The following is a 26,864-nucleotide window of genomic DNA, read 5'->3' as shown; positions in this document are numbered from 1 at the left end:
AGAAAAACATGACTCTTGCAGCAAAGACACTCGGCGCGGTGAAAAGTAACTACGCAGGCACTCTGATCCGCGTGCTGGCGCAATTCGGTGCACAAGTCGTCATCATGCGCGAACTGGGACCGGAACTGGTGGGAACGTTCGGCTATGCACTGCTGGTGTTCGGCGTGCTGGCGCTGGTGATCGACCAGGGTTTTGGCTGGGCATTGATGCAGGGTGATTTTTCGGAAGAGGAACTGCGCGTGGTATTGTCCCGGTTAATGCTGGGTTCGGTATTCGGCATGCTGTTCGTTTTCGGCATGTCCTATCCGCTTGCCATCTGGCTGGACAATCCGCTGGCTGGCACCTTGTTCCGCTATTCGGCGCCCTCGTATCTGGTTATTGCCGTGTATGGCATTTCTCAGGCCCGGCTACGCGCCGAGTTGCGTTTTCGTGAAATCCAGTATGCCACCACCGGCGCTTACCTGATCGCCTATCCCGTCGTTGGCGTCGGCATGGCCATGGCCGGAGCCGGTGTATGGGCGCTGCTGGCGGCCTGGTATGCGCAGGCGATATTGCAGTTTGCCCTCAGCTATTACTTTAGTCCGCATCCTTTGGTATTCGGCAATCCGTTTCACTCCTGCAAGGCCGCAGCACTGGGCCGCCAGGTGGCTGGCATCAATGTGTTGAATTGGGCCGTGGACAATGCCAGCGGCGTCTTCACCGGTGCGCTGGGACCGCAGGCACTGGGTAATTTCAATGCCGCGTCGATGCTCTCGCGTACGCCGGCCATGCAGTTGGCGCAGACCATGCAAACCGTGTTGTTTTCCACTGCGTCCGCGCTGGCGGGAGACCTGGCACGCATACGCCAGCTTTACCTGAGCGCGCTGGCATCGATTGCCATCCTGGTAGTGCCATCGTATGCGTATGCGCTGACGCATGCCGATTTCCTCGTGCATCTGGTGTTTGGCGAGAAATGGCTGCAGGCCGCGTCCTTGTTTGCCGCCATGACGGTCGGCATGGTGGCGCTGGCCATGAGCACCCTGTCTGGCGCGGTATTGACGGCGACGGGCGGGCAAGGCACGGTGCTGCGCTCGCAGGCTTATTGCCTGGCCTTGATGTTGGCCGGACTGTACTTCGCCGTGCATGTGGAGCTGGTTTATGTGGGCATCGTGATCAGCATCGCTTATACGGTGCGCCTGCTGCTGCAGATGCGAACCATCGCCGTCAGTGCCCGGCTTGCCGGGGCCGACTTCGGCAATGTGCTGCGCGGCCCGCTCGTGCTGGGCATGCTCTGGTCCTTGCCCCTGGTGTCATGGCTGGCGCCGGGGCATCCGGGCCTGCTTGCCGAGCTGCTGGAACTGGGGGGCAAGCTGATCTTGAGCCTGTGCGTGTGCAAGCTGTTCCCGAGCTTCTTCTTCTGCCCTGCGCTGATGTATGTTTTGCAACGTTTTGGCCCCGGACGCCGTCTGGCGAGTGCCTTGGGCCTGTGAGAAATTGATGAAAAAAAATAGTATGAAAGCGAGCTAAGGGCTATCCATGGAAGAGTTAATCATCTATTTTCTGTTGCCTCTGGGCGCCTTGCTCTTTGCTTTGCTGGCGATTGGCGGCGCCGTTTTCGTGGCCGGCATTGCCGCACGCTGGCGCGGTTGGGCATTTGCGACGGTCTTGTTGCTGACGGTGGCCGCCAGCATCAGCAGCATCGTCCTGTCGTTCCGCAAGCTGACCCTGAGCGAGCAGGGACTGATGAACATGAGCGACGGCGATGGCGCCTCGGGCCTGTTGTCCAAGCTGATCCTGATGGCCGTGATCGGCAGCTCCTTCGCCCTGTGCCTGGCATGGTTGTTCGATTTCAACAAGAAGCTGCGCCAGCACTCGCGCTTTACGCGCCGTGACATGTGCGCGCCCAACGATATCGTGATCGCCTTCATGGTGTTTTATGTGGCGTTCAGCATCGTGCCCATCTTTATGGGCCAGCGTTATTACTTCCACGTGTCGCTGATCTATCCCTTTTTTGTCTACCTTGCCATGTTCCTGTATCTGCAGGTATCGGACATCGATCCTGTGCGGGTTTCAAAGTATTGCCTGGGAGCCCTGGTGTTCGGTAGCCTGGTCGCGGCCATCGTCACGCCCAGCGCCGCTTTCCAGCCTGGCTACAATGGCTTGATTCCAGGCTTCAACCTGCGTTTATGGGGCGTGACGGCGCACGCCAATGCGCTGGGCGCGGTCGCCTGCGCGTTTTTCCTGATGGAGATGGCCGAGCCAGAAAAGAAACGCTGGCTACATTTCGGTATTCTTTTTGCGGCAGGGCTGACGATGATCATGTCGCAGTCCAAGACGTCGATCCTGACGGCTTTCATGGGTGGCATGATGATCACCTGCATGCAGATATGGAACTACCTGAGGACGCAAACCCGCGGCTACAACCGCAACAGTTCGGCCTTTCTGGCCGTGCTGCTGATGGGCTTTTGCTTCGTGATCGTCATGGTGGGTATCTGGATCATGTTTTCTGACGTGAATTTATTAACGATGATCGAGAGCAAGCTCGACTCGCGCGCGGTGGGTGATCTCAGTACGGGCACGGGCCGGCTGTGGATCTGGTCCGCAGCCATCAAGGGCGGGATGGAAAATCCCTTGTTTGGCCAGGGAGCATCGTTCTGGAACCTGGAAAACCGCCTGCGCCTGGGGCTGAGCGGCGCGGTTTCCGCGCATAACTTGTACTTGCAGGTGTTCAGCCGTTCGGGGCTGATCGGACTGGCATCCCTGCTGGCCTTTCTGTTTTTCCTGGTCCGCTATGCGATGCGCGCCTCGAAGGCCACCAATGGCGCCAGCCTGGTGATGCTTGCCGTGCTGCTGGTGCGTTCGATGACGGAAGTGCCGATCGCGCCGAACGGGATACTGGGCGCCGAGTTTTTCGGCACCATGGCGTATATTTTTTACATCATTGACCGCGGGGCGCGGCCGCTGAGCAAGCGTAATGTCATTGAGAAAAAACAGCCGGCATACTTTGCCAACGGGCGTTTCAGGGGGCCGGCATGAGTTGCCTTGTTGTTTCTTCTTGCCAACGGACGGCGCGTGAACGGACCGGGGAGGCGCCATGCTGACCATTTACCGGATTGCGCACTTGCTCGCGTGGGCCCGCATTCCCCTGTTGCCGCGCCTTCTCTATATGTTCAACCGTATCGTGTTTTCGATCGTGCTGCCGCCGACCAGTATCGTCGGCCGCGATGTGCTGTTCGGTTATAGCGGACTGGGCATCGTGGTGCATGCCCGCTGCAAGATTGGCGACCGCGTCAATATCGGCCCGCATGTGACGCTCGGTGGACGGGCCGGATTGAACGGGGTGCCGGAAATCGGCGACGATGTGCTCATCGGTAGCGGTGCCAAGATTCTTGGCCCCGTGCATATCGGCAATGGCGCGCGCATAGGCGCCAACGCCGTCGTGCTGCACGACGTGCCTGCAGGCGCCACGGCCGTTGGCATTCCTGCACGTATACGCGGTGGCCAGGCCGGCGGGCCGCTATCGACAGATGGACTGGACAGCTCTACACAGGTGGATAATGAAGTTAGCGATCTTAATTAAGACATACAACGAAGCGCATAATATCGAACGCTGCCTCAACGCCGTGTTTGATGCCATTGCCGGGATTGCCGGGGGCGTGGAGGTGCTGGTCGCCGATTCGTTGTCGACCGATGCCACCGTCGCCCTTGCACGGGCTTATCCTGTGAAGATCGTCCAGTTGACGCTGCCCGCCGATCGCGGCTGCGGCGCCGGGGTGCAGCTTGGTTATCAGCATACGCGCGCCCAGTTCGTGTATCTGCTTGACGGCGACATGGAACTGCAGGGCGACTTTTTGAAGCAGGCGCTGGCGCTCATCGAAAACGACGCGACGCTGGGTGGCATTTCCGGCGTATTACGCGACCGGCACATCAATAATCGGTTTGACCGGCACCGGCTGAAAAACAAGCCCGCCGCGCGCGCCGGCGACGTCGAGTGGCTGGCGGGTGGCGGACTGTATCGCCGTGCGGCGCTGGACGAGGCCGGAGGATATGCGGGAAACCGCAACCTGAAGGCATATGAGGAGGCGGAACTAGGCTTGCGCCTGGGCAGTCACGGCTGGCGCATGCTGCGGCTCGACACGGTGGCGGTGTATCATACGGGACATGCCGAATCGACTGGCGCGCTGATCTGGCGCCAATGGCGTAGCAGACGCATGGATGCTGGCGGCGTGCTGCTCAAGTCAGCCTTGGGACGGCCTTGGTGCTGGCGTGTGATGCGCATGTGCTTGCATCCGCTGGCGGTGCTGTGTTTCTGGACGCTGGTGCTCGGTGCCGCGCTGCTGGCCCCCGACTGGCGTCTGCCTGCGGCATGCCTGGGGCTGGGGGGGCTGGCGGCATTGGCCCTGTGCGTCAAGAAGCGCAGTGTCAATGATGCCGGTTTTTCTATTTTGCTGTGGCATCTTTCTGCCGCAGGCCTGGTAAGGGGTTTCGTTACGGCCAGGTTGCGCTCGCCGTGCGAGGCGATTCCCAGTCAGATCCTGTCCGAGAATACGGCGGTATAGGCCGGTGCAGTTTGGCACCATGGTAAATGTGGTACACGTATTAAAGACACCGAATGAAGAAAAATGTAAAAAAAGAGCTGTTTTATGGCCTTCGTTCGCTGCTGCGCGATAATTTTCTGAGCCGGCATCTGCTGGCACGCCTGCGCCGCAATGCGCAGCTCGACCAGGCGGGCATGGACCGTTTGCAGTTGAACTTGCTGCACGCAACCTTGCAATGCGCGATCGACAAGCTGCCGTATTACGCGCACATTGACAAGCATTTTCCCGTAGGCGACACGCTGCAAGTGTTGCGCCGGGACTTTCCCATCATCGACAAGAGTACCTTGCTCGCCAACCGCCAGCGTTTGTATCCGAACGGTGGCAAGACCAAGCCCTGGTACAGTGTCGGCAAAACCAGCGGCACCACGGGCACGCCACTGACGATCTTCCGCAGCCCGCTTTCCGTGCTGTACGAAATGGCTTTTGTGTGGAGGCACTGGGAATGTAGCGGTTTTCGCCGCGGTGCGCGCAGCGCCGTGCTGCGCGGCGACGTTGTCGTGCCGCAGTCGCGCGAGGCGCCGCCATTCTGGTTTTATAACCGCCATGACAAACAGTTGATGATCTCCTCGCGTCACCTGAAGGAAGGCTATATGGCAGCGATTTGCGATCAGCTCGACGCTTACGCGCCGGCCATGCTGCAAGCCTATCCATCCACGGCCTTCACCCTGGCCAGCTACCTGCAGCGCCAGCAGCGCTTCCTGTCCATTCCGCTGGTCTTTACCAGTTCCGAGCCTTTATATCCGCATCAGCGCGCGCTGATCGAGGAGCGTTTCCGTGCGCGGGTCAGCGATATGTATGGCATGGCCGAACGAGTGGCGTTTGCCAGCGCCTGTGAATTTGGCGCCATGCATGTAAATGCCGATTATGCATATGTGGAAATTGTTGATGACGATGGCCAGTCGACGACGGATTTCGGTTTTGTCGTCGGTACGACGCTGCATAACCACGTCATGCCATTGGTGCGCTACCGTTTGTCGGACCGTGCGCGCTGGAAGACGGGTGCTTGCGCCTGCGGCCGGCCATTCCCAGTGCTGGAAGAAATCAGCGGCAAGTACGAGGATGCGATTTTTGGCGGCGATGGTCAACCCGTCAGCCCATCCGTGCTGACCTTCGCCTTCAAGGGCGTCGAACATATCCTCAAGTCGCAGGTGGCGCAGGTGGCGCAGGACCGCTGGCAAATCCGCATCGTACCCGCCCCCGCGTTCTCCAAAGTGCAGGAACTTGCGCTCATCGAGAATATTCGACAATTGGTAGATAAGGATATCATGGTCGAAATTGTATTAACGTCGGATATCCCCAACACATCTTCTGTTAAGTTCCGCTGGGTCGTGAATGAGCATAAAAAAAATAAATGAAAATGCGTATAATAAAATGCTAGGCGTCAACTCCAATTGAGGCCTGTCCAGGTCTCTAAATCTCGCGTTGAATCACAAATATTTTTGCGCTGCAAAATGGTTTATCTTGCCAGCCTTGTCACACCTATTTTTCAAGATCGGTTCCGATCTTATTGCCGTTGCCTCGGAGGCTAAATTATGAAATTCTTTCCCGTGAAGCTGCCAATATTGCTGGCAGCTGGTGTGTTGTCGGTCGCAGGGCCGGCGCATGCCGACTGGGTGCAGTCCGTCGACCCAGTCGTGGTGGCGCCAGCACCAACAAACCTGCAGATTCAAGCGCAAAATCCCCCCACCTTTACCTGGTCGCGCCATGTGTCGGCGCCGGCATCTTATACGGTGGAAGTCAAATCGGCCACCGGCGCGGTGAGTACCTATACGACGACCCGTAACTGGTTGTTGCCCAGCCAGCTATTGCCAGTCGGTAGTTATTCCTGGCGCGTGCGCCCCACGCCGACCGTGGAATGGTCCGATTACCGCAACTTCACGATCACGACGGCTTCGGCGCCGTTCGTTGTGCCGGAGAATGCGGACTTGCGCGCGCGCATCGCTAAAATGCCGAGGCCGCGCAGTTTGCAGGGCCTGCCTTTATATAGTGCCTGGAGCGCGCCGCTGAAGGCCGAGCGCAATGCCGCCATGCTCAAGATGCGTTCCGAGGTCGACTGGGTGACAGTCAAGCCTGGCGCTGGAGTTCTGGATTCGAACTGGACACTGCAGACGGGTTCCGTGTTGACGGCTGCCAACGTTGCGCAGACGGCTAATATCCGTGCTCTGGTATCGGCGAATGGACGCCAACTGGAGGGCGCTTCGCTGCTGTACCGCCTGACCGGCGAGCAGAAGTACCTGACCGAGGCGATCTACCGCGGCGATATGCTGGCCGCGCTCAATCCATATGGTCCGACCAGCTATGTCAACCAGGACCAGGGCACGCGCGTCATCGCGCTGACGCTGATCAAGGCCATCGATACGCTGGGCAGTGCCATCGACGGTACCCGCCGCGCTGCGTGGCTCAATGTCGTGCGTTTGCGCACCAACGATATCTACGCCGATCTGGCCGGTAGCAATGGCCGCATGGATCAATATCCGTTCGACTCCCATGGTGGCACGAACCTGGGTTTCCTTGCCCTCATCGCCACCTTGTCGCTCGGTGAAATCAAGGAAGCCGATACCTGGTTTGACTTTTCCTTCCGCGCCTACGCGGCGGCATTCAGCGCCTGGAGCGGTCCGGAAGGCGGCTTTGCGAATGGCACGGCGTATGCGCAGTACACGGCGGACCTCGCCTTGCAGGTATGGCAGCCGCTGGCCAGCGCTTCCGGCATCGATATGTTCGGCAAGCCATGGTCGAAGGGTTTCGTGCGCTACTTCATGCACTTCGTGCCGCCTGGTACGCCGCGCCACTTGTTTGGCGATGAGGCGGAAGTCGTACCCACCTTCGCGGTACTGAAGGCCTTCGTGTCGCATTATGCGAGTCCCGAGGCGGCGTGGTATTTCCGCGCGCTGCCTGTGGAGATGGACGCGCTGACCCTGCTGCAGGCGCCGTATCCGCTGCCCGTCTCGTCGGTCAGCACGCCGCTGCCTCCGGAGAATGCCCGTTTGTACCCCAGCATAGGCTGGGCTGCCATGCACAGCAGCATGGCCGACAACGGACGGACCTCGCTGTATTTCAAATCGAGTCCGTACGGCTCGTATAACCACAGCCATGGCGAGCAGAACAGCATTGTCCTGGTACGCAACGGCGTCGCGCTGCTGGGGCAGTCTGGTTACTCCGACTATTATGGTTCACCGCTGGCCAGCACATGGTATCGCCAGACGCGGGCGCACAATGCCGTCACCTTCGATGGCGGCCTGGGTCAAGCCATCGATGGCTATACACCGCAGGGCTACACGAGGACCAAAGCCTATGGCGGCAAGATCACGGCCTTCTCGACCACACCTCAGCTCGATTATGTGGAAGGCGATGCTACGCCGGCGTACAGCGGCGCCCTGACGCAGGCCGTGCGCAAGGTCTGGTATTTGCGCGGTGCCAATGCGGCGGTGGTCGTCGACGTCCTGGCGTCGGCCACGCCGCGCAAGTTTGAATGGAATTTCCATTCCTATGCACCGATGCAGACGGGCGAGAATGGCAAGGTGGTTGTCGCCAAAGATGGACAAATGGTGTGCCTGATTCCCGTGTCGACGGGTATGCCGATTGCTTTCGAGAAGCGCACCGGCCCTCCGCCAAAAGTAGGCACGGTGGAAGACCACGGCGCGTTTGTGAATACCGTGCTGCAACCCAAGGCCGAGTTTGTGGTCGTGCTCGATGTCGGCTGCAGCAATCCGGCACCCGTGTTCGATCCTGTCGCGCGCACCCTGAAGGTTGGGGCACAGACGGTCACGATACCGAAATGACTGCCTGCCCGGCAGCCGGATCAGTTCGCATCGGAAAGCTCGATGTGGGATTGGTTTAGACGCTGCAGGCAATGGTTGAGCAAGTTGTGGACGCGTTTTTTTGCCGACCCCCTGACGCTCTCCTGATATGAAATGACCTCTCCGCGCAGCGCTGGCGGAGAGGTTTTTTTTTGCCGGAGGCGGTCGATACCTGTTGGCAAACCGATGTTGAGAGAAAGAGACAAATTTCCATGCGTCATGATTTATGCTTGGTGCATGGTTTTCCAGATGCGCACAGACAAGAAAAGTGCCGTGCTGCGGTTGACAATTGTGGTAATGAATGCAATGATTGTGTTGTTTTAACATTATTTTTTTGTTAGTCGTATTGCACGTGCACAAAGTGTTTTCTGCAATGTCTTCAATGAATCTGATCTGGGAGATGATCGATGGGTGAGTTACTGGTCACGGTGGGCTGGCATGGGATGGCGGCGTGAGTGACGAAAGGCCGCAGGCATTGATGCTGGGCACCGCGCCGGAAGGCAAGGGTGGCGTGGCGGCCGTCGTTTGCGTCCTGCTGCGGGAGGGTTTCCTGGATGAGCATGCGGTACGCTATGTCGTGACGCATGCCGAAGTGCCGGCGATGGACAAGCTTGCCCTTGCCTTCAACGCATTGCGCCAGTTGCTCGCGGTGCGCCTGACCGGGGTGAAGCCGCTCGTGCATGCGCATTGTTCGTCGCGCGCCAGTTTCTACCGCAAATCCGTCCTGCTGGCGCTGGCCCGCGGCATGGGATGCAAAACCATCTTTCACTTGCACGGTGGCGAGTTCCGCCAGTTCACCATGGATGAGGTGGGTCCCGTGGGCCGTTGGTGGATCCGCCACACCCTGGAAAAAAGTTCGGCCGTGATCGGCCTGTCGCCATCCTGGGCCGAGTTTCTGCAGACTTTCGCGCCGCGCGCGGCCGTGCTGGTCGTGGCCAATTCGGTCAAGTTGGCCACCTTGCCCCCCGTGCTGCCGGAAGAGGAGGGGCGCCTGTTGTTCCTCGGCCGCGTCGAAAAGAAAAAAGGGGTGTTTGAACTGATCGAAGCCGTGGCCAGCCTGAGCGCACAATTTCCCCACCTGCGCCTGGTCATGGGCGGCGAGGGCGCACTGGCCGAGGTCCGTGCGCGTGCTGCTGAACTGGGTATTGCCGACCGGCTTGAATTGCTCGGATGGATAGATCCAGATCAGAAAGCCGCGGAAATGGAACGTGCGAGCATCTTCGTGCTGCCTTCTTATCATGAAGGTTTGCCCATGGCCATGCTCGAGGCCATGGCGGCCCAAAAGGCGGTGGTGGTGACGACCGTCGGCGGCATCCCCGAAGCGGTGCAGGACGGCATCAATGGCTTGCTGATCGAGCCGGAGAGTGTCGCGAGCCTGGCTGGTGCATTGCAGCGTTTGCTTGCCGACAAGCCATTGCGCGAGCGCCTGGCGGCGGCGGGGCGGGCCACGATCGAGCAGCGTTTCGATACTGAACTGATGCTCGACAAGCTGGCGACGCTTTACGCGCGCCTCGAGGGAGCGGGACGATGAGTGTGGCGACGAGCGTGGTGCGCGCGCGGACCAGTCGCCTGGGCTGGCTATGGAACCGGCTGCGCTGCATGCCGCCAGGCGAGCCTTTGTATCGCCTGCGCCAGGTGTGGCAGTCGCGGCTGTTGCGCCATGGCTTGCTGAGCACGGCCGTCCCGGCGCCGCTGGTGCAAACCGGCACCGCCTCGCCGTATGCTGCACCACGGCTGGCGGACGCGGCACTGTATCTGCGCGAAGCCGACGCGATCATGGCGGGTGACGTGGTACTCTTTGCCACGGCGCATTTCCAGGTGGGCGCATCGCCGCGCTGGAATACCGATCCCCTGACGGGGGTGGCCGGACCTGCCAGTTTCAGCCTTGCGCTCGACATTACCGACCGTAGCAGCGTGGGCGATATCAAGCACGTGTGGGAGCTGAACCGTCATCTGCATCTGGTGCGGCTGGCACAGGCCTGGGCGCTGAGCGGCGACGCGCGCTACCGCGATGCGCTGGCGGGGCAGCTGGACTCCTGGCTGGAGCAATGCCCGCCGTTGACAGGGCCGAACTGGACCAGCTCACTGGAACTGGGCATCCGCCTGATTAACTGGAGCCTGATCTGGCACATCATGGGGGGCGGCAACGGTGCCCTGTTCACGGGAGAAGCCGGGGCGCGGCGGCGATCGCGCTGGCTGGACAGCATTTTTTCCCACTGCCAGTTTATCCAGCGTCATCTGTCGCGCCACTCGTCGGCAAACAATCATCTGATCGGTGAATTGGCCGGCCTGTATGTTGCGGCGCAGACCTGGCCGTGCTGGCAGCACAGTGTGGCCTGGCGCGATCAGGCGGCGCGCGAATTGGAGCAGCAAGCGCAGTTGCAGCATTCAGCCGATGGCGTCAACCGCGAGCAGGCATTTGCCTATCAGGTATTCGCCGCCGAATTCCTGCTGCTGGCGGGCTTGAGCGGTGCGCGCGCCAAAACGCCGTTCAGCGACGCTTACTGGCAGGTACTGCAGCGGGCCACACATTTCCTGCGTGCCGTGCGTGATGTCGGCGGCCATGTGCCAATGGTGGGCGACGCCGATGACGGCATCGTCTTTCGCCTGGAGCCCGGTACGATGGGCGACCGGCCGGCAATGCTGCTGGCGCTGGCCGATGTACTGTGGGGAGGGCAGGCGCCATCGCAGTGTGGCGCGACGGCGCAATGGTTGCTTGGCGGCACGGAGTTGCCAGCCGTGCCTGCCGTGGATGGACGGGCCAGCGACTGGAATTTTGCCGATGGCGGTTACCTGCTGTTCGGTAACGATTTCGGTCTACCCACAGAAATCAAGGGCATGCTCGATTGCGGTCCGCTCGGCTACCTGGGCATCGCGGCGCATGGGCATGCCGACGCGCTGGCGCTGACCCTGTCGATTGGCGGCGAAGAGTGCCTGGTCGATCCCGGTACCTACTCGTATTGGCAGGATATGAAGTGGCGCGATTATTTCCGCGGCACTTCCGCGCACAACACCTTGCGGGTCGATGGTCTGGACCAGTCCGTCAGCGGCGGCCGCTTCATGTGGTTGCGCAAGGCGGCGAGCAGCGTGCTGCAGATGCCGCAGGATCCCGCGCAGTTTGTCTTTCGCGGTGCGCATGATGGCTATTTGCGCCTGACCGACCCCGTGCGCCATGTGCGCAGCGTGCAATTCGATGCGGCAACACGGCGCTTGAGCGTGCAGGATTGCGCCGAGGCACGCCAGGCGCACCGCCTGGAACAGTTCTGGCATTTTGCGCCCGACCTGTCGGTGGCGCTGGACGGCGAGGTGCTGGTGGTGAGCGGCGCGCGTTTCCGCCTGGAAGGCCGTTTTACCGGCAGCCAGCTGCGTTTGCAGTTGTCCAGCGCCAGAGAGCAGCCGCCGCTGGGCTGGTATTCGCTCCACTACGAAGTCAAAGTTGCCTGTACGACCTTGTGCGTCACTGCCGAGGGCAGCGATATCGCGGCAGAATTTACGATGGCATTATTTTAGACCTTATTAACGTTGAAAGAACATTCGATGCCTACCCTCTATCTGGTTGCCGGAGCGCGTCCCAACTTCATGAAAATCGCACCGATCGTGCGCGCCTTGCAAGCCCACGGCGGGCTTGGATTCAAGATCATTCATACCGGCCAGCACTATGATCGCGAAATGAACGACGTCTTCTTCGAAGAGCTGGGTATCCCCCAGCCCGACGTCTTCATGGGCGCCGGCGGCGGCAGCCATGCGCAGCAGACTGCCAAGATCATGCTGGCCTTCGAAGAGCTGTGCCTGGCCGAGCGTCCCGACGCCGTGCTGGTGGTGGGCGATGTGAATTCCACGCTGGCCTGTTCCATCGTTGCCAAGAAACTCAATATTCCCGTTGCCCATGTCGAAGCCGGTTTGCGCAGCGGCGACATGACCATGCCGGAGGAGATCAACCGCCTTGTCACCGACAGTATCAGCGACTGGTTTTTCGTCACGGAACCCAGCGCGCTGGAACACCTGCGGCGCGAAGGCAAGCCGGAAGCGGCCGTGCACTACGTGGGCCACGTGATGGTGGACAACGTGCTGTATCAGGCCGACAAGCTCGGTGCCGGCGTCGTCACCGAAGGCGAGGGGGCGCTTTTCAAGGCGGCCCATACGGGCGCGGGACAGCGCTACGGCGTGGTCACCCTGCACCGGCCCAGTAACGTGGACAACGCGGACATGATGCAATCGATCGGCGGCGCGCTGCGCACGATCGCGCAGGACTTGCCGCTGATTTTCCCTGTGCATCCGCGCACGCGCGCCAACCTGGACAAGTTCGGCATCGACCTCGGGCCGAACGTGACCCTGGTGGGACCGCAGGGATACATGGCCTTCCTGAATCTGTGGAAGGATGCTTGCGTAGTGCTGACCGACAGCGGCGGCTTGCAGGAGGAAACCACGGCGCTGGGCGTGCCGTGCCTGACGATCCGCGAAAACACGGAGCGTCCCGTCACTGTCGATGAAGGTAGCAATGTACTGGTAGGAACGGATCCGCAGCGCATCGTGGCCGAGGCCGGCAAAATACTGCGCGGCGAAGGCAAGCGCGGGCAGCGTCCGCACCTGTGGGACGGCAAGGCTGCCGAACGTATCGTGGCCGTGCTGGCCGCGCAGCTGTCATGAGCGCCCGTATCACGATGATGGGCTGTCAGATTGATAATCTGACGATGGAAGAAACCCTGCAAAAAGTCGAGGGATTCATCCAGTCCGGCCATCCCCATCAGCATGTGGTGGTCAATGTGGACAAGCTGGTCAAGGCGGAACGCGATGCCGAATTGCGGCGCATCATCAATGACTGCGCGCTGATCAATGCCGATGGCATGCCGGTCGTGTGGGCGTCGCGCCTGCTGGGCAAGCCGCTCAAGGAGCGCGTCGCGGGCGTCGATTTGTTCGAGGCGCTGATGCGCCGCAGCGCCGACAAGCAGTGGCGCGTGTATCTGCTGGGCGCGCGCGAGGAGGTCGTCAGCGAGGTCAAGCGTCTGTACGAGCTGAAGTATCCGGGATTGACCGTGGCCGGCTACCGTAATGGCTACTGGAGTGCGGAGGAGGAGCCTGGCGTCGTCGCGCAGATCACGGAGGCGCGCGCCGACCTGCTGTTTGTCGCCATCAGTTCACCCAAGAAGGAACACTTCCTGGGACAGTACCAGGGGCAGATGAAAATCCCGTTCGCCATGGGCGTGGGCGGCACCTTCGACGTTGCCGTCGGCCGCGTCAAGCGTGCGCCCGTGTGGATGCAGAAATCGGGTCTGGAATGGTTTTATCGTTTTTTACAGGAACCGCGCCGCATGTTCCGGCGCTACTTTATCGAGGACATGGGCTTTATCCGCCTGTTCTTCAAGGAAGCGCTGCGCCGCTAGGCGCCATCGCCGAATTACGGTTTCCACCTTTTAGATTGAAAGTATTGTTATGACTACTATTGCCGTGATTGGCCTCGGTTATGTCGGTTTGCCCCTCGTTGCCGAATTCGGCAAGCAGGCGCGCACCATCGGCTTTGATATTGTGCAAAGCAAGGTTGACAGCTGCCTGCGGGGCGTCGATCCATCGCGCGAGCTGAGCGACGAGCAGATGGCCGCCGCCGTGCATGCCGAATACTCGTCCGACCCCGCCATTCTGGCGCAGGCCGACATCATCATCGTCGCCGTGCCGACGCCGGTCGACGTGGCCCACAGCCCCGACTTCGGCCCCCTGATCGGCGCCAGCAAGAGCGTCGGCCAGCACATGAAGAAGGGCGCCATCGTCGTCTACGAGTCGACCGTATACCCGGGCGCGACGGAGGAAATCTGTATTCCCGTGCTGGAACAGGCGTCGGGCAAGCAGTGGAAGCGCGATTTCTTCGTCGGCTATTCTCCGGAGCGCATCAACCCGGGCGACCGCAAACATATGCTGACGAACGTGGTGAAAGTGGTCTCGGGCGACACGCCGCAAACGCTGGAAACGGTGGCCGCCATGTACGAATCCATCGTCGAGCCGGGCGTGCACCGTTGCTCCAGCATCAAGGCGGCGGAAGCGTGCAAGGTGATTGAAAATACCCAGCGCGACCTGAACATTGCGCTGATGAACGAACTGGCGATCATCTTCGACAAGATCGGCATCGATACTTCCGAAGTCTTGACGGCGGCCGGCACGAAGTGGAACTTCCTGAAGTTCAGCCCAGGTCTGGTGGGCGGGCATTGCATCGGCGTCGATCCGTATTACCTCACGCACAAGGCCGAGACGCTGGGCTACCATCCTCAGGTCATCCTGGCCGGCCGTCGCATCAATGACGGCATGGGCAAGTACATCGCCGAGCAGACCATCAAGAACATGATTGCCGCCGGCAGCTATATCAAGGGCGCGCGCGTGAATGTGCTGGGCTTGACGTTCAAGGAAGATTGCGCCGACCTGCGCAATTCCAAGGTGGGCGACGTCATTAACGAACTCAAGACCTATGGCGTGGAAGTGTTCGTGCACGATCCGTATGCCGATGCGGAGGAGGCCATGCACGAGTATGGCGTGCGCCTGTTTGCGTGGGATGAGTTGCCGCGCGCCGATGCCATCGTCGCTGCCGTGTCGCACCGCGCGCTGACGTCGCTGCCCGTGGAAGACTTCCAGCAAAAACTGATCAAGGGCGGCTGTTTCATCGATGTGAAGGCGTGTTTTGACGAGGCGGCATTGCGCGCCGTGGGGATCAAGGTCTGGCGCTTGTAACAGCCGCTGGGCGGCACGGCGGGACAGGCGGCCACGCTTGTCCCGTTAATGTGCTCCTCTTTTGCACTGTATCAATTTCCTCTCTGGCATAGTCCCCTACACTGGGCCTGGCCATCTTCCTGGGGCGCCGACGGCGCCTTATCGAACTATCCTTCAGACAGGCAGCGGCGCCGCGACCGGAGTGCCGGACCGCCGATGGAAGCGTGCGCCATTGAGTCGACAGGAGCCCGACATGAAAATCTACCCAGTGATCCTGTCGGGAGGTGCCGGCAGCCGCCTGTGGCCCTTGTCGCGCCAGGCGTTGCCCAAGCAATTGTTGCCGCTGCTTTCGCAGCAGACCCTGCTGCAGGAAGCCGTGCTGCGCGTGCGCGGGCTGGGTCATGCCGCGCTCGAGGCCATGCCGCCGCTGCTGGTGTGCGGCAATGAGCACCGCTTCATGGTGGCGGAGCAGTTGCGCCAGATCGGCGTGGCGCCGCTGGCCATCGTCCTGGAGCCGCTGGGACGCAATACGGCGCCGGCAGTGGCGGTGGCCGCGCAATATCTGCTGACGCTCGATGCCGAGGCGGTCATGCTCGTCCTGCCTGCCGACCACTGCATCGCCGACGTACCGGCGTTTCACCGGGTGGTCGGGCAAGCGGCTGCGCTGGCCGGGGCCGGCGAGCTTGCCACCTTTGGCATCGTTCCTACCACTGCGGAAACGGCTTACGGCTATATCCTTTCCGGCGCACTGCTGGCCGGTTCGCCGCAGGGCCGCGAAGTTGAGCGTTTCGTGGAAAAACCGGACTTGGCGACGGCGCGTGGCTTCCTCGCCGACGGCCGTTATCTGTGGAATAGCGGCATGTTCATGTTCCGCGCCGCAAGTTACCTGCGCGAGTTGCAGCAATTCGAACCGGCCATGCACGTGGCATGCGCCGCTGCGGTGGCCGACGGTTGCCGCGACCTCGATTTTTTTCGCCTGGCAGCGGATGTTTTTTCGTCCTGCCGCAGCGTCTCGATCGACCATGCTGTGATGGAGCACACGCGCCGCGCCGTGGTGCTTCCCGCCGCCATGGGCTGGAGCGATATCGGTTCCTGGTCCGGCTTGTGGGACGTGTTGCCAGGCGATGAGCAGGGCAATGTCGTGCGTGGCGATGTCTATCTGGACGGCGCCCGCAACTGCATGATACGGGCGGAAAGCCGCATCGTGGCCGTGTTGGGCGCACAGGACCTGGTGATCGTGGAGACGGACGATGCCGTCCTGGTGGCGCGGCGCGATCAGGTGCAGCGCGTGCGGCAAGTGGTTGAACACCTGGAGCGCCATGGGCGCACCGAGCACGTGCAGCATCGGCTCGTGTACCGTCCCTGGGGCAGCTATGAAGGCATCGACGTGGGCGAGCGTTTCCAGGTCAAGCGCATCGTCGTCAATCCAGGTGGGAAACTATCGCTGCAGATGCACCATCACCGTTCTGAACACTGGGTGGTCGTGCGCGGCACGGCGCGCGTCACATGCGGCGAGACGGTGCGCCTGCTGACAGAGAATGAATCGACATATATTCCGCTCGGCATGATCCACCGGCTGGAAAATCCTGGCAAGCTGCCGCTGCACCTGATCGAGGTGCAGACGGGCGCTTACCTGGGAGAGGACGATATCGTGCGCCATGCGGATGCGTATCAGCGCGCCTGAGATGCGGGCGTACCGAGCGGCGCCGCATTCATGACGTCGGGAACGCAGTCGCTGGCGATGATCTTGCCGGGATTGCCCGCGACGATGGAGGCGGGCGGCACGTCGGCCACGACCACGGTGCCGCCTGCGACGCGGCTGCCCTGTCCGATGGTGATCGCGCCGGTAATGATGGCATGGGGGCCGACCCAGACGCCGTCCTCCAATGTCGGATAGGCGCTGCTGCGCTGGTCCGGGGCGGTGATGCTATCGCGCCGGCCCAGGGTCGCGCCGTGCAGCAGGGTGACATTGCTGCCGATGACGGCGCCAGGCGAAATGACGGTGCCCCAGCCATGCGTCAGGGCGAAACCGGGACCGACCCGGGTTTGCCAGGAAAAGTCGATACCCGCGCGGCGGGTGGCGCTGCGATGCAGCAGCTTGCAAAACGGTAGCAGATATTTCCAGGGAGCGGAGGCGTCGCGCGCGGCCTGGCACAGGCGCATGGTGACGATCGCGCGGAAGGGACGGCTGCCGACAGCCCCTTTCAGCGTCAGGCGCCAACCACTGCGCCCGTATAACCGGAATGTGTCCGCATGCAATGCCGTCCAGGTGGACATATGACTTCCTTTTCTTGAGATGATCCGTCAATATGATAAAACTTTGCTAATTATAACTGCTGCATGTGCCTGCCCTGGTGGCTGACGGGCGATAGTTTCTATCTCTTATTTTGATGCTATAAAGAAACTTTTCATTAAAAAATAAATAACTTAAAAAGTTACTTTATGCTATTATCCTTGCTGGTTTGATTATATAAATTCATGTGGCCGCGTTGCGGCCACAATTTTGCTTGGTGGAGTCGCATGAAGAACAATACCCGCTCTATTCTGGCTGTCCTGGCTTTTGCCGGTTCGGCCCTGCTGTCCCAGGCGGCCACTGCGGCTGTCGACATCAGTTCCCTGCCGAAAGCCGTCAAGCTGGAGAGCGGCGGTTCGCTGACATTTGGCGACAAGTTCAAGAACAATCAACAGGGCAGCTTTTTCAATGATGTGTTTACGTTTAACGTGACGCAGCCCAGCGCGCTCAACGTGGTCCTGACTTCGCAAAGCACCAGCGCCCTGACCGGCTTGAATTTGACGGGCTTTGGCTTGTACAGCAGCGTCGGCAACACCTTGCTGCAGGGCGGTACCCAGGAGCTGAGCGGCGCGACCGACAAATGGAGCCTGTCGTTCGCGAACCTGGCCGCCGGTGCGTACTATATGAAGGTCAGCGGCGATATCGTCTTCAGCACCGGCGCCACGTTCAGCGGCAATGGCAACCTGGTATCGGCCGTGCCCGAGCCTGGAACCTATGCGATGCTGCTTGCCGGCCTGGGCTTGCTGGGGTTTGTCGTCCGCCGCCGTCAGAAATCCGCCTGAACACGACTCGCTGTCGTGACGCTATAGTCCCTTTCCCGCGGCGCGCTTGCGTTGACCGCCGTTATCTTGGTGAAAAGTATGCATAAAATATTGAAATCCCTGTTCATGACGTTCGTGCTCTCCGCTGCCAGCGTGGGCGCCCACGCCGCTCCCGTCGACCTGAGCCATGCGCCGGTCGACCTGACGCAGGACTTGATCGACTATTCCAGCGGTGAACTGTTTGGTTCCTTCCGCCTGGGCGCCGGCCAGCTTGCTGGCGCCGGGAATAATTTTTTCAGCGACAAATTCCTCTTCACGCTGACGGGCATCCATGATTTCAGCGGGCTGGCAACTTCGCTCAAGCCAAGCGCCAATTCCGGCCTGACCCTGACGGGATTTAGCCTGAGCAATACCAGTGGCGTAGTGCTGCAGGGCGCGCTCGATCTGCTGAATTTCACGGCGCAGGACCAAGCCTGGGTGCTGAACAGCGGCAAGACGCCTTTGCTTGAGGGAACCTATTTCCTGCAAGTTGACGGCTATGTCGCTTCCGCAACGGGTGGTAGCTACAGCGGCAATATCTCGGCCAGTGCCGTGCCGGAAGCTGAAACCTACGCCATGCTGCTTGCCGGCCTGGGATTGATGGGCTTTGTGGCGCGCCGGCGCAAGCTGCAAGCCTGAGCGCGCGCTGGCATTATCAGCAGCAATAAGAAACGGAAGCCTTGGCTTCCGTTTTTTGTTTGCCGCGTTGCGGCACTATTTCCAGCGCTATAATTGGCCGTCAAGCTCCGACTGCCATGCTGCGGTCGTTTCGATTCATCTTTCTGGCAGCCATCCATTGCATACTCCACTACGTTTTTTGCCCGTGTTGCTGGCGGCTTTCTCCTTAGTGCCACAAGCTGGCGCGGCGCCAGGATTGCAGCCCGCGCACCTGGCGGTCATCATCAATGATGCGGAACCGAATAGCGTGGAGGTCGGCGAGTACTACCGCCAGTCGCACGACATTCCGCTTGCCAACGTCGTGCATGTGAATATTCCAAACCGGCCACGAAAGCTTAGCGCCGAACAATTTTCCCAGCTTAAGGAGCGCATCGAGGCGCAGCTCAAGCCCGAGATCCAGGCCGTGCTGATGGTCTGGAGCGCCCCCTATGCGGTCGAGTGCAATTCGATCACCTCCGCATTTACCCTGGGATATGACATGGCGCAGTGCGTCAAGACGTGCGACCCGGGCAAGCCCAGCATCTATTTCAACAGCAACGTGGACCGGCCCATGACCCAGATGGGCATGCGCCTGTCCATGCTGTTGCCTGTCGATTCCGTGGATGATGCCAAGGCCGTCATCAAGCGCGGCACGGCCAGCGGGTTTGCCGTGCCGGCCGCCGGCGCCTATTATTTGACTACCAGCGACGCCGCGCGCAATAGCCGCGCGGCATTCTTTCCGCCGACCGGCATGGTGCGTCAGCGCAAGCTGACCATTACGAATGTGCATGCCAACAGCATTGAAAGTGTCCAGAACATCATGGTGTACCAGACCGGCGTGGCCAATGTGGCCAAGCTGGACACGCTGCGATTTTTGCCGGGGGCGCTGGCCGATCACCTGACGTCATTCGGTGGCGATTTGCAGGGCACAGGGCAGATGAGCAGCCAGCGCTGGCTGGAAGCTGGCGCGACGGCCAGTTACGGTACTGTGAGTGAGCCGTGCAATTATTGGCAGAAATTCCCCAATCCTACCGTGCTCCTGCGCCGCTACCTGAACGGCATGACGGCGCTGGAAGCGTACTGGGGGAGTGTGCTGTGGCCGGCGCAGGGGCTGTTTATCGGCGACCCGCTGGCCGCGCCGTACATGGCTTACCGGCGCTGAGCGCTGACCTGGCGGTGCGCCAGACGCCGGGGAGGATAGCTTAAGCGGCTTTGGCGCTCCGCTTTCTGCGCGCCGCGAATGCCACCAGGCCGAGGCCGGCGATTAGCATGGCGTAGGTTTCCGGCTCAGGCACGACGGCGATAGGCGGCCTGGGAACGCCGATGCCGCTATTGCCGCTGTCGATCCCGCCTGTCGCCCCGCCGCCACCCACGCTGGAGCCGCCAGCCGGCGAGCCGGTGCCGCGCGAGGCGGACGTGATCAGCGGTGCATAGGTATCGGTGCCGGTGGCGCCATGGTAGGCGCGCCCCGGTCCACGGTAGCCGGCGCCGCCATCGATCGGCGGGAACTCCTGGCTGGTAACGAAATCGCGGGTGCCAAACTGATAGCTTCCCGTGTCGCGCGCCGGACGCGCACGCGTGCCGCCCGCCGTATCGCCCGCATCGGCAAACTGATTGCCCAGACGGTGGCCGCCGCCGCCAAATTGCGGGTTGCGCAATTCCTGATCCGAAGCGCCGCTGCCGAATTCCGGCGGCGTGCTGGTGCCGTCGTTGATGCGTGCGCCGAAGCCGATGAAACCATCGACGAGGCTGCAAGCGCTGTACGTGCTATCGAGGTCGGCGTCCTTCGCCTTGCCGCCTGCGTTGCTGGCGGCTCCCGTGGCCTGGCAGCGTTTATCGTCGCCGCTGGCACGCTGCGCATCATTTTGCGCTTGTGCCGTGCTAGCCGCCAGCAATAACACGCTGCAGGCGAACAAGGATGCGAACTTGGATGGGGGGGCTGGTTTTAACATTACTTACCTCTTGGAAATGCATTCTGAGCGCGGCGCATATCGCCAGGCGCTGAGGATGTAATTGGTGCCTACGCTAGCTGTGCAACATTGTTTGTGCACGGCAGGATGGCAGATGAAGAGCCGGGCATGTATGGGGCCCGCTCAATCCATTTGTATTGCAAGGTTCTTAAAGTTGCCAATGGCTTATCAAGAACAAAACTTATTTGCCTGAAATATATCATATTTTTCACATTGGCGCTTTCTTTGCGTAAATGGAAAGCATTGTTTGTTGTTTGAAAGATACTTATTTTGATGCGTCTGGAAAGAAAATTACTCCATTCGGCTTAATTAAATGTCATCAAGTCGTCATCCCGGGCCTTTAATATGCAAATAACAAGTCTGAAATACTTTTGTTAATTGTGGCGCGCCGGCCGATCATGCGGGACCGGCGTCATTTATTTACCGACCGGGATCCTCATGCACACCTCGTTTTCCCCCTTGCGCACGCCGTTGCGCCTGACCGTCATGGCCTCCCTGCTGGCCAGCCTGTCCGTGCCGGCCCTGGCTGCTTCCGATATCGTCATCAGCCAGGTGTATGGCGGGGGCGGCAATACGGGCGCGCTGTACCGCAACGATTTCATCGAACTGTTCAACCGCGGTGCCAGCCCCGTGAATGTGAGCAACTGGAGCGTGCAATACGCGTCCGCCGCCGGTTCCAGCTGGTCGGTGACGGCCTTGCCGGCTATCGAATTGCAACCTGGCCAGTATTTGCTGGTCCAGCAAGCCAAGGGCGCGGGCGGTACGCAGGACTTGCCTGCGCCGGATGCCACGGGCAGCCTGGCCATGTCCGGTACGGCGGGCAAGGTGTTGCTGAGCAATAGCAAGACGGCGCAAACGGGCACCAGCCCCACGGGCGCCGCCATCATCGACCTGGTCGGTTTCGGCACGGCCAACGGCTTCGAAGGCGCCGTCGCGCCCGCGCCATCGAATACGCTGTCGATTGCGCGCGCGAATGGCGGCTGCGCCGACACGGACGATAACAGCGCCGACTTCGCCACCGGCAGCGTGACGCCGCGCAATACGGCTTCGCCATTGAATGCCTGCGGCGGCCCTGTCGTGCACCAGATCGTCACCAGCTGCCCAGCCAGCCTGGCCCTGGCCGTGGGCAATGGCGGCAGCGCCGTGCTGCGCGCATCCGACGTCGATGGCGTCGTGAATGCCGCCACCTTGAGCTCGCCGGCCGTGGCCGGCATCAGCCTGGCCAATTTCAGCGCGGCCGGCGTGGCAGGCGAGAGCGCCGTGGTCAGCCTGCTGGTAGCCGCCGGCGTGCCGGTGGGAAATTACCCTGTCATCGTGAATTTCAGCAACGACCAGCAGCAAAGCGCCAGTTGCAAGATCGATGTCGCCGTGCAAGGCCTGGCTGCCGTCAGCCACACGATTCCACAGATCCAGGGATCGGGCGCTGCCAGCCCCTACGCCAATTCCGTGCAGACGACGCAGGGCGTGGTCACCCTGAAAGTAGGCACCGGCTTCTTCATCCAGGACGCGGCCGGCGATGGCGACCCGTCGACCTCGGACGGCATCTTCGTGTACACGGGCGCGACGGCCACCACCGTGCAGCCGGGCGAGCTGGTGCGCGTGACGGGCACGGTGGTCGAATACACGCCGTCGGGCGCGAAGAATTCCTATACGGAATTCAAGGACGTGACGGCCATCCTCACGCAAAGCGCGGGCCACGCCATCGTGCCGACGAATGTGACCTTGCCGAACGAGAACCTGGCCGCCGTGGAAGGCATGCTGGTGCGCTTCACGCAGCCCTTGACCGTGTCGCAAAACGCCTACCTGGGCGCGCGCGGCGAGCTGACCCTGTCGGCGGGACGGCGCGAAGTGCCGACCAACCGTTATCCGGCCGGTTCCGCCGAGGCGCAAGCCTTGATCGCCGCCAATGCGAACAATCTGATCGTGCTCGATGATGGCATCTTTGTCGCACCGCCGACGATACCGTACATCGGCCAGGATGGCACCGTGCGCAGCGGCGACACGGTAGCCGACCTGACGGGCGTGGTGGACTTTGGCGCCATCGGCGGTGGCGGTGCCGCCTACAAACTGCAGCCGACGCAGGCGCCGCAATTTTCGCGCGACAACCCGCGCACGGGCAGCCCGGAACTGCCATCAGGCAACGTCAAGGTGGCCAGCGCGAACGTGCTGAACTTCTTTACGACCTTTACCAATGGCAATAACGTGTTTGGCCAGACGGGGCAGGGCTGCACCGTGGGCTCGTCTACCACCAAGAGCAATTGCCGCGGCGCCGACAACCTGGCCGAATTCGTGCGCCAGCGCGACAAGATCGTCGCCGAACTGAAAGCCATCGATGCGGACGTGGTGGGCTTGATGGAAATCCAGAACAATGGCGAAACGGCCGTCAGTTACCTGGTCGAGCAGCTCAACGCTGCCATCGGCGGCGTCACGTATGCCGTGGTGCCGAAGCCGGCCGCCACGGGTACGGACGCCATCCGCGTGGCCATGATCTACAAGCCGGCCAAGCTGGGCCTGGTAGGCGGCGCCTTGTCGGATGCCAACGCCATCAACAACCGTCCACCCATGGCACAGACCTTCCGCGCCGGCAATGGCGAGAAATTCTCGCTGGTCGTCAACCACCTGAAGTCGAAGGGCAGCTGCCCATCGAGCGGGCTGGACGCGGACCAGAACGATAGCCAGAGCTGCTGGAATGCCACCCGCGTGCAGCAAGCCCAGCGTCTGGTGGGCAGTTTCGTGCCGCAAGTGGCGGCCGCTGCCGGCGACGCGGACGTGCTGGTCATCGGCGACCTGAATTCGTATGGCGCGGAAGACCCGATCCAGGTCATCACGGGCGCTGGCTTCGTCAATGAACTCGAGCGTTTCGTGCGGCCGTCCGGCATGCCGTACTCGTATGTATTCGGCGGCCAGAGCGGCTACCTCGACCATGCGCTGGCCAGTGCGTCGCTGAGCCCGCAAGTGGCGGGCGTGGCCGAATGGCATGTGAATGCGGACGAGCCGGAAGTGATCGACTACAACATCGACTCGGCCAAGCCGCAAGACTTGTACAACGGCTTGCCTTACCGCGCCTCGGACCACGATCCCGTCGTCATCAGCCTGGACTTGCAGCCCGCTTACCGCGACATCACGGCCGGCGTGGCGCAAGCCAGTTCGGGGCTCGCGTACAACCGCGTGACGCAAAAATACACGGGCACCTTCTCGTTCACCAACACGGGCACGAGCGCCTTGAACGGCCCGTTCCAGGTGGTGTTCGGCGGCTTGCCTGCCGGCGTGGCCCTGGCCAATGCCACGGGCAGCCATGCGGGCGCCGCGTATGTCACGGTCAACGCGGCCAGCCTGGCGCCGGGCGCGACAGCCTCGTTTGCCGTCAGTTTCACCAATCCGTCGAAAGTGACGATCAATTATTCCGCCAGCATTTTCGCCGGCAACTTCTAAGGACACCATCATGTTGACAACGACACTTCATCCGGCCCTGCGCCGCGCCGTCCTGGCCGCCGTGCTGGCCGCCAGCTCCAGCCTGGCGCTGGCGGATCCGCTCGGCTACCGCGTGGAAATCGACACGAGCCAGTTCTCGGGCGCCGGTTTCCTCGACTTCGCCTTTATCGCCGGCAACAGCCCCGCGCCGGGCGCCAGCGCCGTGCTCAGCAATTTTTCGGGAGCGTTCGGCGGGCTGGCATCGCAGGAAGGCAATGTCAGCGGCAGCTTGCCCGGCACCTTGACCTTCGGCAATAGCGGCGCCTACAACGACTGGTTTCACAACGTGACCCTGGGCGGCAAGTTCGGTTTCAATATCGTCTTCGGCGGCGACTTCCTGAACACGGCCGGCAACGCGGGCACGACGTTTGGCGTGGGCTTGCTCGACTACACCGGCATGGCTTATCTGGGCAATGCGAACGGCAACCTCGTGCAATTCGAACTGACCCCGCTCAACGGCGGCTTGCCCGCAAGCATTGCGGGCAGTAGCTACGCCAGCATCGCGACGATCTCGGCCGTGCCGGAGGCGTCGGAATGGATGATGCTGACGGGCGGCCTGGCGCTGATCGGTTTTGCCCTGCGCCGCCGCCAGCCTGGCACACGGGCGTAGTCTTTCCAGCCTGGACACAGCGCGCCTGCGGGCCGCTGTGTTTTTTTTGTTTATTTATTTGAAATAGCTATAAATCAGGAAACTAAATTGTATTGGTCACCGTTTTACGCTTGATGCATAGTAAAAAACTTGTCGGGCAGTCTAGTATTTTCATGGGCGGCCGCCACTTTTTTGGAAGGATGCATCGATGCCTGGCCATATCCTGGTGCTGGACCCTGCGCCTGCCATGCAAGCGCTGCTGGCGCATAACTTCTCAGGCGCCGGCTACCGGGTCAGCTGCGCCCTGGATGCGCGCGGCGCGCTGGCGCTGCTGGCGGCCGGCCCGCCCGATGTACTGCTGCTGGAATGGGAGCTGCCGGATGCGTCCGGCATCGCGCTGCTGCGCCAGGTGCGCCAGGATGGCGTGCTGTGCGACTTGCCCATCATCATGGTCAGCGCGCGCAACAGCGAACAGGACAAGGTACTGGCGCTGGAAAGCGGCGCCGACGACTATCTGTGCAAGCCTTTCGGTCCCCGTGAAATGCTGGCCCGCGTGCACGCGCTGCTGCGCCGGCGCGCGCCATCGGCCTTGCGCGCAGGCACGGCAGCGCTGCGGCTCGACCCGCACACCCTGCGCGTGACGGCCGGTAACGTGCCCGTCAACCTGGGCCGTGTGGAATTCAAGCTGCTGCATTTCCTGATGAACCATCCGGGCAGGGTGCATAGCCGCGCGCAGTTGCTGGACCAGGTGTGGGGCCATGCAGCGTATCTCGATGAGCGCACGGTCGACGCCCACGTGGGGCGTTTGCGGCAGGCGCTGCAGCCGGGCGGCTGCGGCCACCGCATCGAAACCGTGCGCGGCAGCGGCTACCGCTATCTGGCGTTTGACGCCGCCGTGTGCGCATGATGCTGCTGACGGGGCGGGAGCAGGAATACCTGCTGCACGCCATCCTCGGCGCGCATGGCATCGCCGCGCCCGGCGATTTCTTTCTGTGGAGCCAGGGGCCGCTGCAAACGCTGTTACCGCACGACATATTAATGTGCGCGCAACTGGATGCCGATGGTGCCGTGCTGCGCAGCGAAGCCTGGCACAGCGCCGCGCCCGATCACGCGCTGCTGCGCGAGCGCCAGGGCCAACTGGCGCACCTTGCGCTGGCCTGGCGCGCGGGCGGCCAGGGGGCTGCCGTCATCGACGGCGTGCTGGTGCACGGCAGCGTGGGCGACGCCGGCGGCAGCTTTTTTGCCCTGTTCGCCGTGATGCCGGCGGACGCTTCGCGCCAGGCGTATGTGCTGGAACTTCTGTTGCCCTACCTGCACGTCCACTGGCTGGCGCTGCCAGGCGGCCAGCGCGCGCGCATGACGGGCCCGGCTGCCACGCGCGCGGCCAGTGCGCGCGAACTGGAAGTGCTGCATTGGGTGCGCGAAGGGAAAAGCAATGAGGAGGTGGGGGAAATTCTCGGTATCAGCGGCACTACCGTGAAAAGCCATTTGCAGCGTATCTACAAATTATTGGGCGTGAGCAATCGCATGCAAGCCGTGTCGCGCGGCATCGCGCTGCGCTTGCTCAGCCATTAGCGCTGGTCCTGCGGCCTGGCCTGCGGCTTGCCGCTGCCGCCGCCATCTTGCGTGTGTTCGATGCTGCCGGGCGAGACCCGTGCCACGTCCGGGCTCGCTTGCAGGCGCGCCACTTCGGCGCGTGTCAGCATGGCGGCAAAGCCATTGAAGGCCACCGTGTAGCGGTATTGCACTGGGGCATCGGGCACCAGCGCCAGCACGGCGCGCTGCTGCGCTTCCAACTGGGCCGTGTAGCGCCGCGCCGTGTCGCTGTCCGTATCGAGCCTATGCACGCCGTCCGCTTGCGAGGCCAGCGGCGGGGCGCGTAATTGCACCAGATAGGACAGTCGCGCCGCAGCGGCCTGCGCCGCGACAGGCAGTGCATGGAGGCTGGCCATGCCGGCCAGGATGGCAATGCTGAGGCGAAATGCGGACATGCAAACTCCTTTGCGCATGGCGGACGAGT

General features: G+C 61.6%; 22 protein-coding genes. 19 read left to right on the top strand and 3 right to left on the bottom strand.

What is annotated here, in order from left to right; translation table 11 throughout:
* The first annotated feature begins 8 nt into the window (after positions 1-8).
* The 12 genes from CSQ92_RS19740 (at position 9) to CSQ92_RS19685 (ending at position 16,748) form a co-directional block, all read left to right on the top strand.
* Positions 9-1,469 (top strand): oligosaccharide flippase family protein, encoded by a 1,461-nt coding sequence (locus CSQ92_RS19740; protein WP_099395152.1) that lies wholly within the window; start codon positions 9-11, stop codon positions 1,467-1,469.
* A gap of 46 nt (positions 1,470-1,515) precedes the next feature.
* Positions 1,516-3,015: an O-antigen ligase family protein gene (locus CSQ92_RS19735; protein ID WP_070253541.1), complete on the top strand. Its 1,500-nt coding sequence runs from the start codon at positions 1,516-1,518 to the stop codon at positions 3,013-3,015.
* Between the two features lie 58 nt (positions 3,016-3,073).
* A complete protein-coding gene (locus CSQ92_RS29580) occupies positions 3,074-3,559 on the top strand; it encodes a serine O-acetyltransferase (RefSeq protein WP_099395151.1) in 486 nt (161 codons plus the stop codon).
* A complete protein-coding gene (locus CSQ92_RS19725; protein WP_180277067.1) occupies positions 3,537-4,538 on the top strand; it encodes a glycosyltransferase in 1,002 nt (333 codons plus the stop codon). Before CSQ92_RS29580 ends, CSQ92_RS19725 begins: the two co-directional genes overlap by 23 nt.
* A gap of 53 nt (positions 4,539-4,591) precedes the next feature.
* Complete coding sequence (locus CSQ92_RS19720; RefSeq protein WP_099395149.1) at positions 4,592-5,932, top strand: phenylacetate--CoA ligase family protein; 1,341 nt, start codon at positions 4,592-4,594, stop codon at positions 5,930-5,932.
* 177 nt (positions 5,933-6,109) lie between these two features.
* On the top strand, positions 6,110-8,356 hold the full coding sequence (locus CSQ92_RS19715; protein ID WP_081345399.1) for a heparinase II/III domain-containing protein: 2,247 nt from the start codon (positions 6,110-6,112) through the stop codon (positions 8,354-8,356).
* Between the two features lie 469 nt (positions 8,357-8,825).
* Complete coding sequence (locus CSQ92_RS19710; RefSeq protein WP_257219293.1) at positions 8,826-9,905, top strand: glycosyltransferase family 4 protein; 1,080 nt, start codon at positions 8,826-8,828, stop codon at positions 9,903-9,905.
* On the top strand, positions 9,902-11,884 hold the full coding sequence (locus tag CSQ92_RS19705; RefSeq protein ID WP_257219292.1) for a heparinase II/III family protein: 1,983 nt from the start codon (positions 9,902-9,904) through the stop codon (positions 11,882-11,884). The genes CSQ92_RS19710 and CSQ92_RS19705 overlap by 4 nt, the downstream gene beginning before the upstream one ends.
* A 27-nt stretch (positions 11,885-11,911) precedes the next feature.
* Entirely contained in the window at positions 11,912-13,021 is a 1,110-nt protein-coding gene (gene wecB / locus CSQ92_RS19700) for a non-hydrolyzing UDP-N-acetylglucosamine 2-epimerase (protein WP_070253595.1), read from the top strand.
* A complete protein-coding gene (locus tag CSQ92_RS19695; RefSeq protein ID WP_046682608.1) occupies positions 13,018-13,755 on the top strand; it encodes a WecB/TagA/CpsF family glycosyltransferase in 738 nt (245 codons plus the stop codon). The genes wecB and CSQ92_RS19695 overlap by 4 nt, the downstream gene beginning before the upstream one ends.
* 49 nt (positions 13,756-13,804) lie before the next feature.
* Positions 13,805-15,085 (top strand): nucleotide sugar dehydrogenase, encoded by a 1,281-nt coding sequence (locus tag CSQ92_RS19690; RefSeq protein WP_070253547.1) that lies wholly within the window; start codon positions 13,805-13,807, stop codon positions 15,083-15,085.
* A 232-nt stretch (positions 15,086-15,317) separates the two neighbouring features.
* The gene (locus CSQ92_RS19685) at positions 15,318-16,748 is read left to right on the top strand and encodes a mannose-1-phosphate guanylyltransferase/mannose-6-phosphate isomerase (RefSeq protein ID WP_099395148.1); all 1,431 of its coding nucleotides are present in this window, start codon (positions 15,318-15,320) and stop codon (positions 16,746-16,748) included.
* Here CSQ92_RS19685 and CSQ92_RS19680 read toward each other — a convergent pair.
* Positions 16,736-17,341: a serine O-acetyltransferase gene (locus CSQ92_RS19680; RefSeq protein ID WP_099395147.1), complete on the bottom strand. Its 606-nt coding sequence runs from the start codon at positions 17,339-17,341 to the stop codon at positions 16,736-16,738. The two genes, CSQ92_RS19685 and CSQ92_RS19680, sit on opposite strands and share 13 nt — an antisense overlap.
* Positions 17,342-17,584: 243 nt before the next feature.
* Between CSQ92_RS19680 and CSQ92_RS19675 the strand changes: the two genes are divergently transcribed.
* From CSQ92_RS19675 to CSQ92_RS19665, 3 genes are all read left to right on the top strand, one after another.
* The gene (locus tag CSQ92_RS19675) at positions 17,585-18,139 is read left to right on the top strand and encodes an FxDxF family PEP-CTERM protein (protein WP_099395146.1); all 555 of its coding nucleotides are present in this window, start codon (positions 17,585-17,587) and stop codon (positions 18,137-18,139) included.
* Between the two features lie 78 nt (positions 18,140-18,217).
* Positions 18,218-18,796 carry an FxDxF family PEP-CTERM protein gene (locus CSQ92_RS19670; protein ID WP_081345400.1) on the top strand — a complete coding sequence of 193 codons (579 nt, stop codon included), beginning with the start codon at positions 18,218-18,220 and terminating at the stop codon, positions 18,794-18,796.
* Positions 18,765-19,976, top strand: coding sequence for a TIGR03790 family protein (locus CSQ92_RS19665; protein WP_306532432.1), 1,212 nt, complete (start codon positions 18,765-18,767; stop codon positions 19,974-19,976). Before CSQ92_RS19670 ends, CSQ92_RS19665 begins: the two co-directional genes overlap by 32 nt.
* A 40-nt stretch (positions 19,977-20,016) precedes the next feature.
* On the opposite strand, the gene CSQ92_RS29230 is transcribed toward CSQ92_RS19665, so the two are convergent.
* The gene (locus tag CSQ92_RS29230) at positions 20,017-20,766 is read right to left on the bottom strand and encodes a PEP-CTERM sorting domain-containing protein (protein WP_218964085.1); all 750 of its coding nucleotides are present in this window, start codon (positions 20,764-20,766) and stop codon (positions 20,017-20,019) included.
* Positions 20,767-21,222: 456 nt separating this feature from the next.
* On the opposite strand from CSQ92_RS29230, the gene CSQ92_RS19655 reads away from it, so the two are divergent.
* The 4 genes from CSQ92_RS19655 (at position 21,223) to CSQ92_RS19640 (ending at position 26,419) form a co-directional block, all read left to right on the top strand.
* Positions 21,223-24,216, top strand: coding sequence for an ExeM/NucH family extracellular endonuclease (locus tag CSQ92_RS19655; protein WP_099395145.1), 2,994 nt, complete (start codon positions 21,223-21,225; stop codon positions 24,214-24,216).
* 10 nt (positions 24,217-24,226) lie between these two features.
* On the top strand, positions 24,227-24,865 hold the full coding sequence (locus CSQ92_RS19650) for an NF038129 family PEP-CTERM protein (protein ID WP_099395144.1): 639 nt from the start codon (positions 24,227-24,229) through the stop codon (positions 24,863-24,865).
* Positions 24,866-25,052: 187 nt separating this feature from the next.
* The gene (locus CSQ92_RS19645) at positions 25,053-25,751 is read left to right on the top strand and encodes a winged helix-turn-helix domain-containing protein (RefSeq protein ID WP_099389355.1); all 699 of its coding nucleotides are present in this window, start codon (positions 25,053-25,055) and stop codon (positions 25,749-25,751) included.
* The gene (locus CSQ92_RS19640) at positions 25,748-26,419 is read left to right on the top strand and encodes a LuxR C-terminal-related transcriptional regulator (RefSeq protein ID WP_099389354.1); all 672 of its coding nucleotides are present in this window, start codon (positions 25,748-25,750) and stop codon (positions 26,417-26,419) included. The genes CSQ92_RS19645 and CSQ92_RS19640 overlap by 4 nt, the downstream gene beginning before the upstream one ends.
* On the opposite strand, the gene CSQ92_RS19635 is transcribed toward CSQ92_RS19640, so the two are convergent.
* Positions 26,416-26,835, bottom strand: a complete 420-nt coding sequence (locus tag CSQ92_RS19635; protein ID WP_180277066.1) for a protease inhibitor I9 family protein — start codon at positions 26,833-26,835, stop codon at positions 26,416-26,418. The genes CSQ92_RS19640 and CSQ92_RS19635 overlap by 4 nt on opposite strands.
* Between the last annotated feature and the right edge of the window lie 29 nt (positions 26,836-26,864).

The sequence above is a fragment of the Janthinobacterium sp. BJB446 genome, from assembly GCF_002735655.1.
Lineage (GTDB): Bacteria > Pseudomonadota > Gammaproteobacteria > Burkholderiales > Burkholderiaceae_D > Janthinobacterium > Janthinobacterium lividum.
The sequence above is the reverse complement of the archived record's forward strand: the minus strand, read 5'-3'. Positions and strand labels throughout refer to the sequence as shown.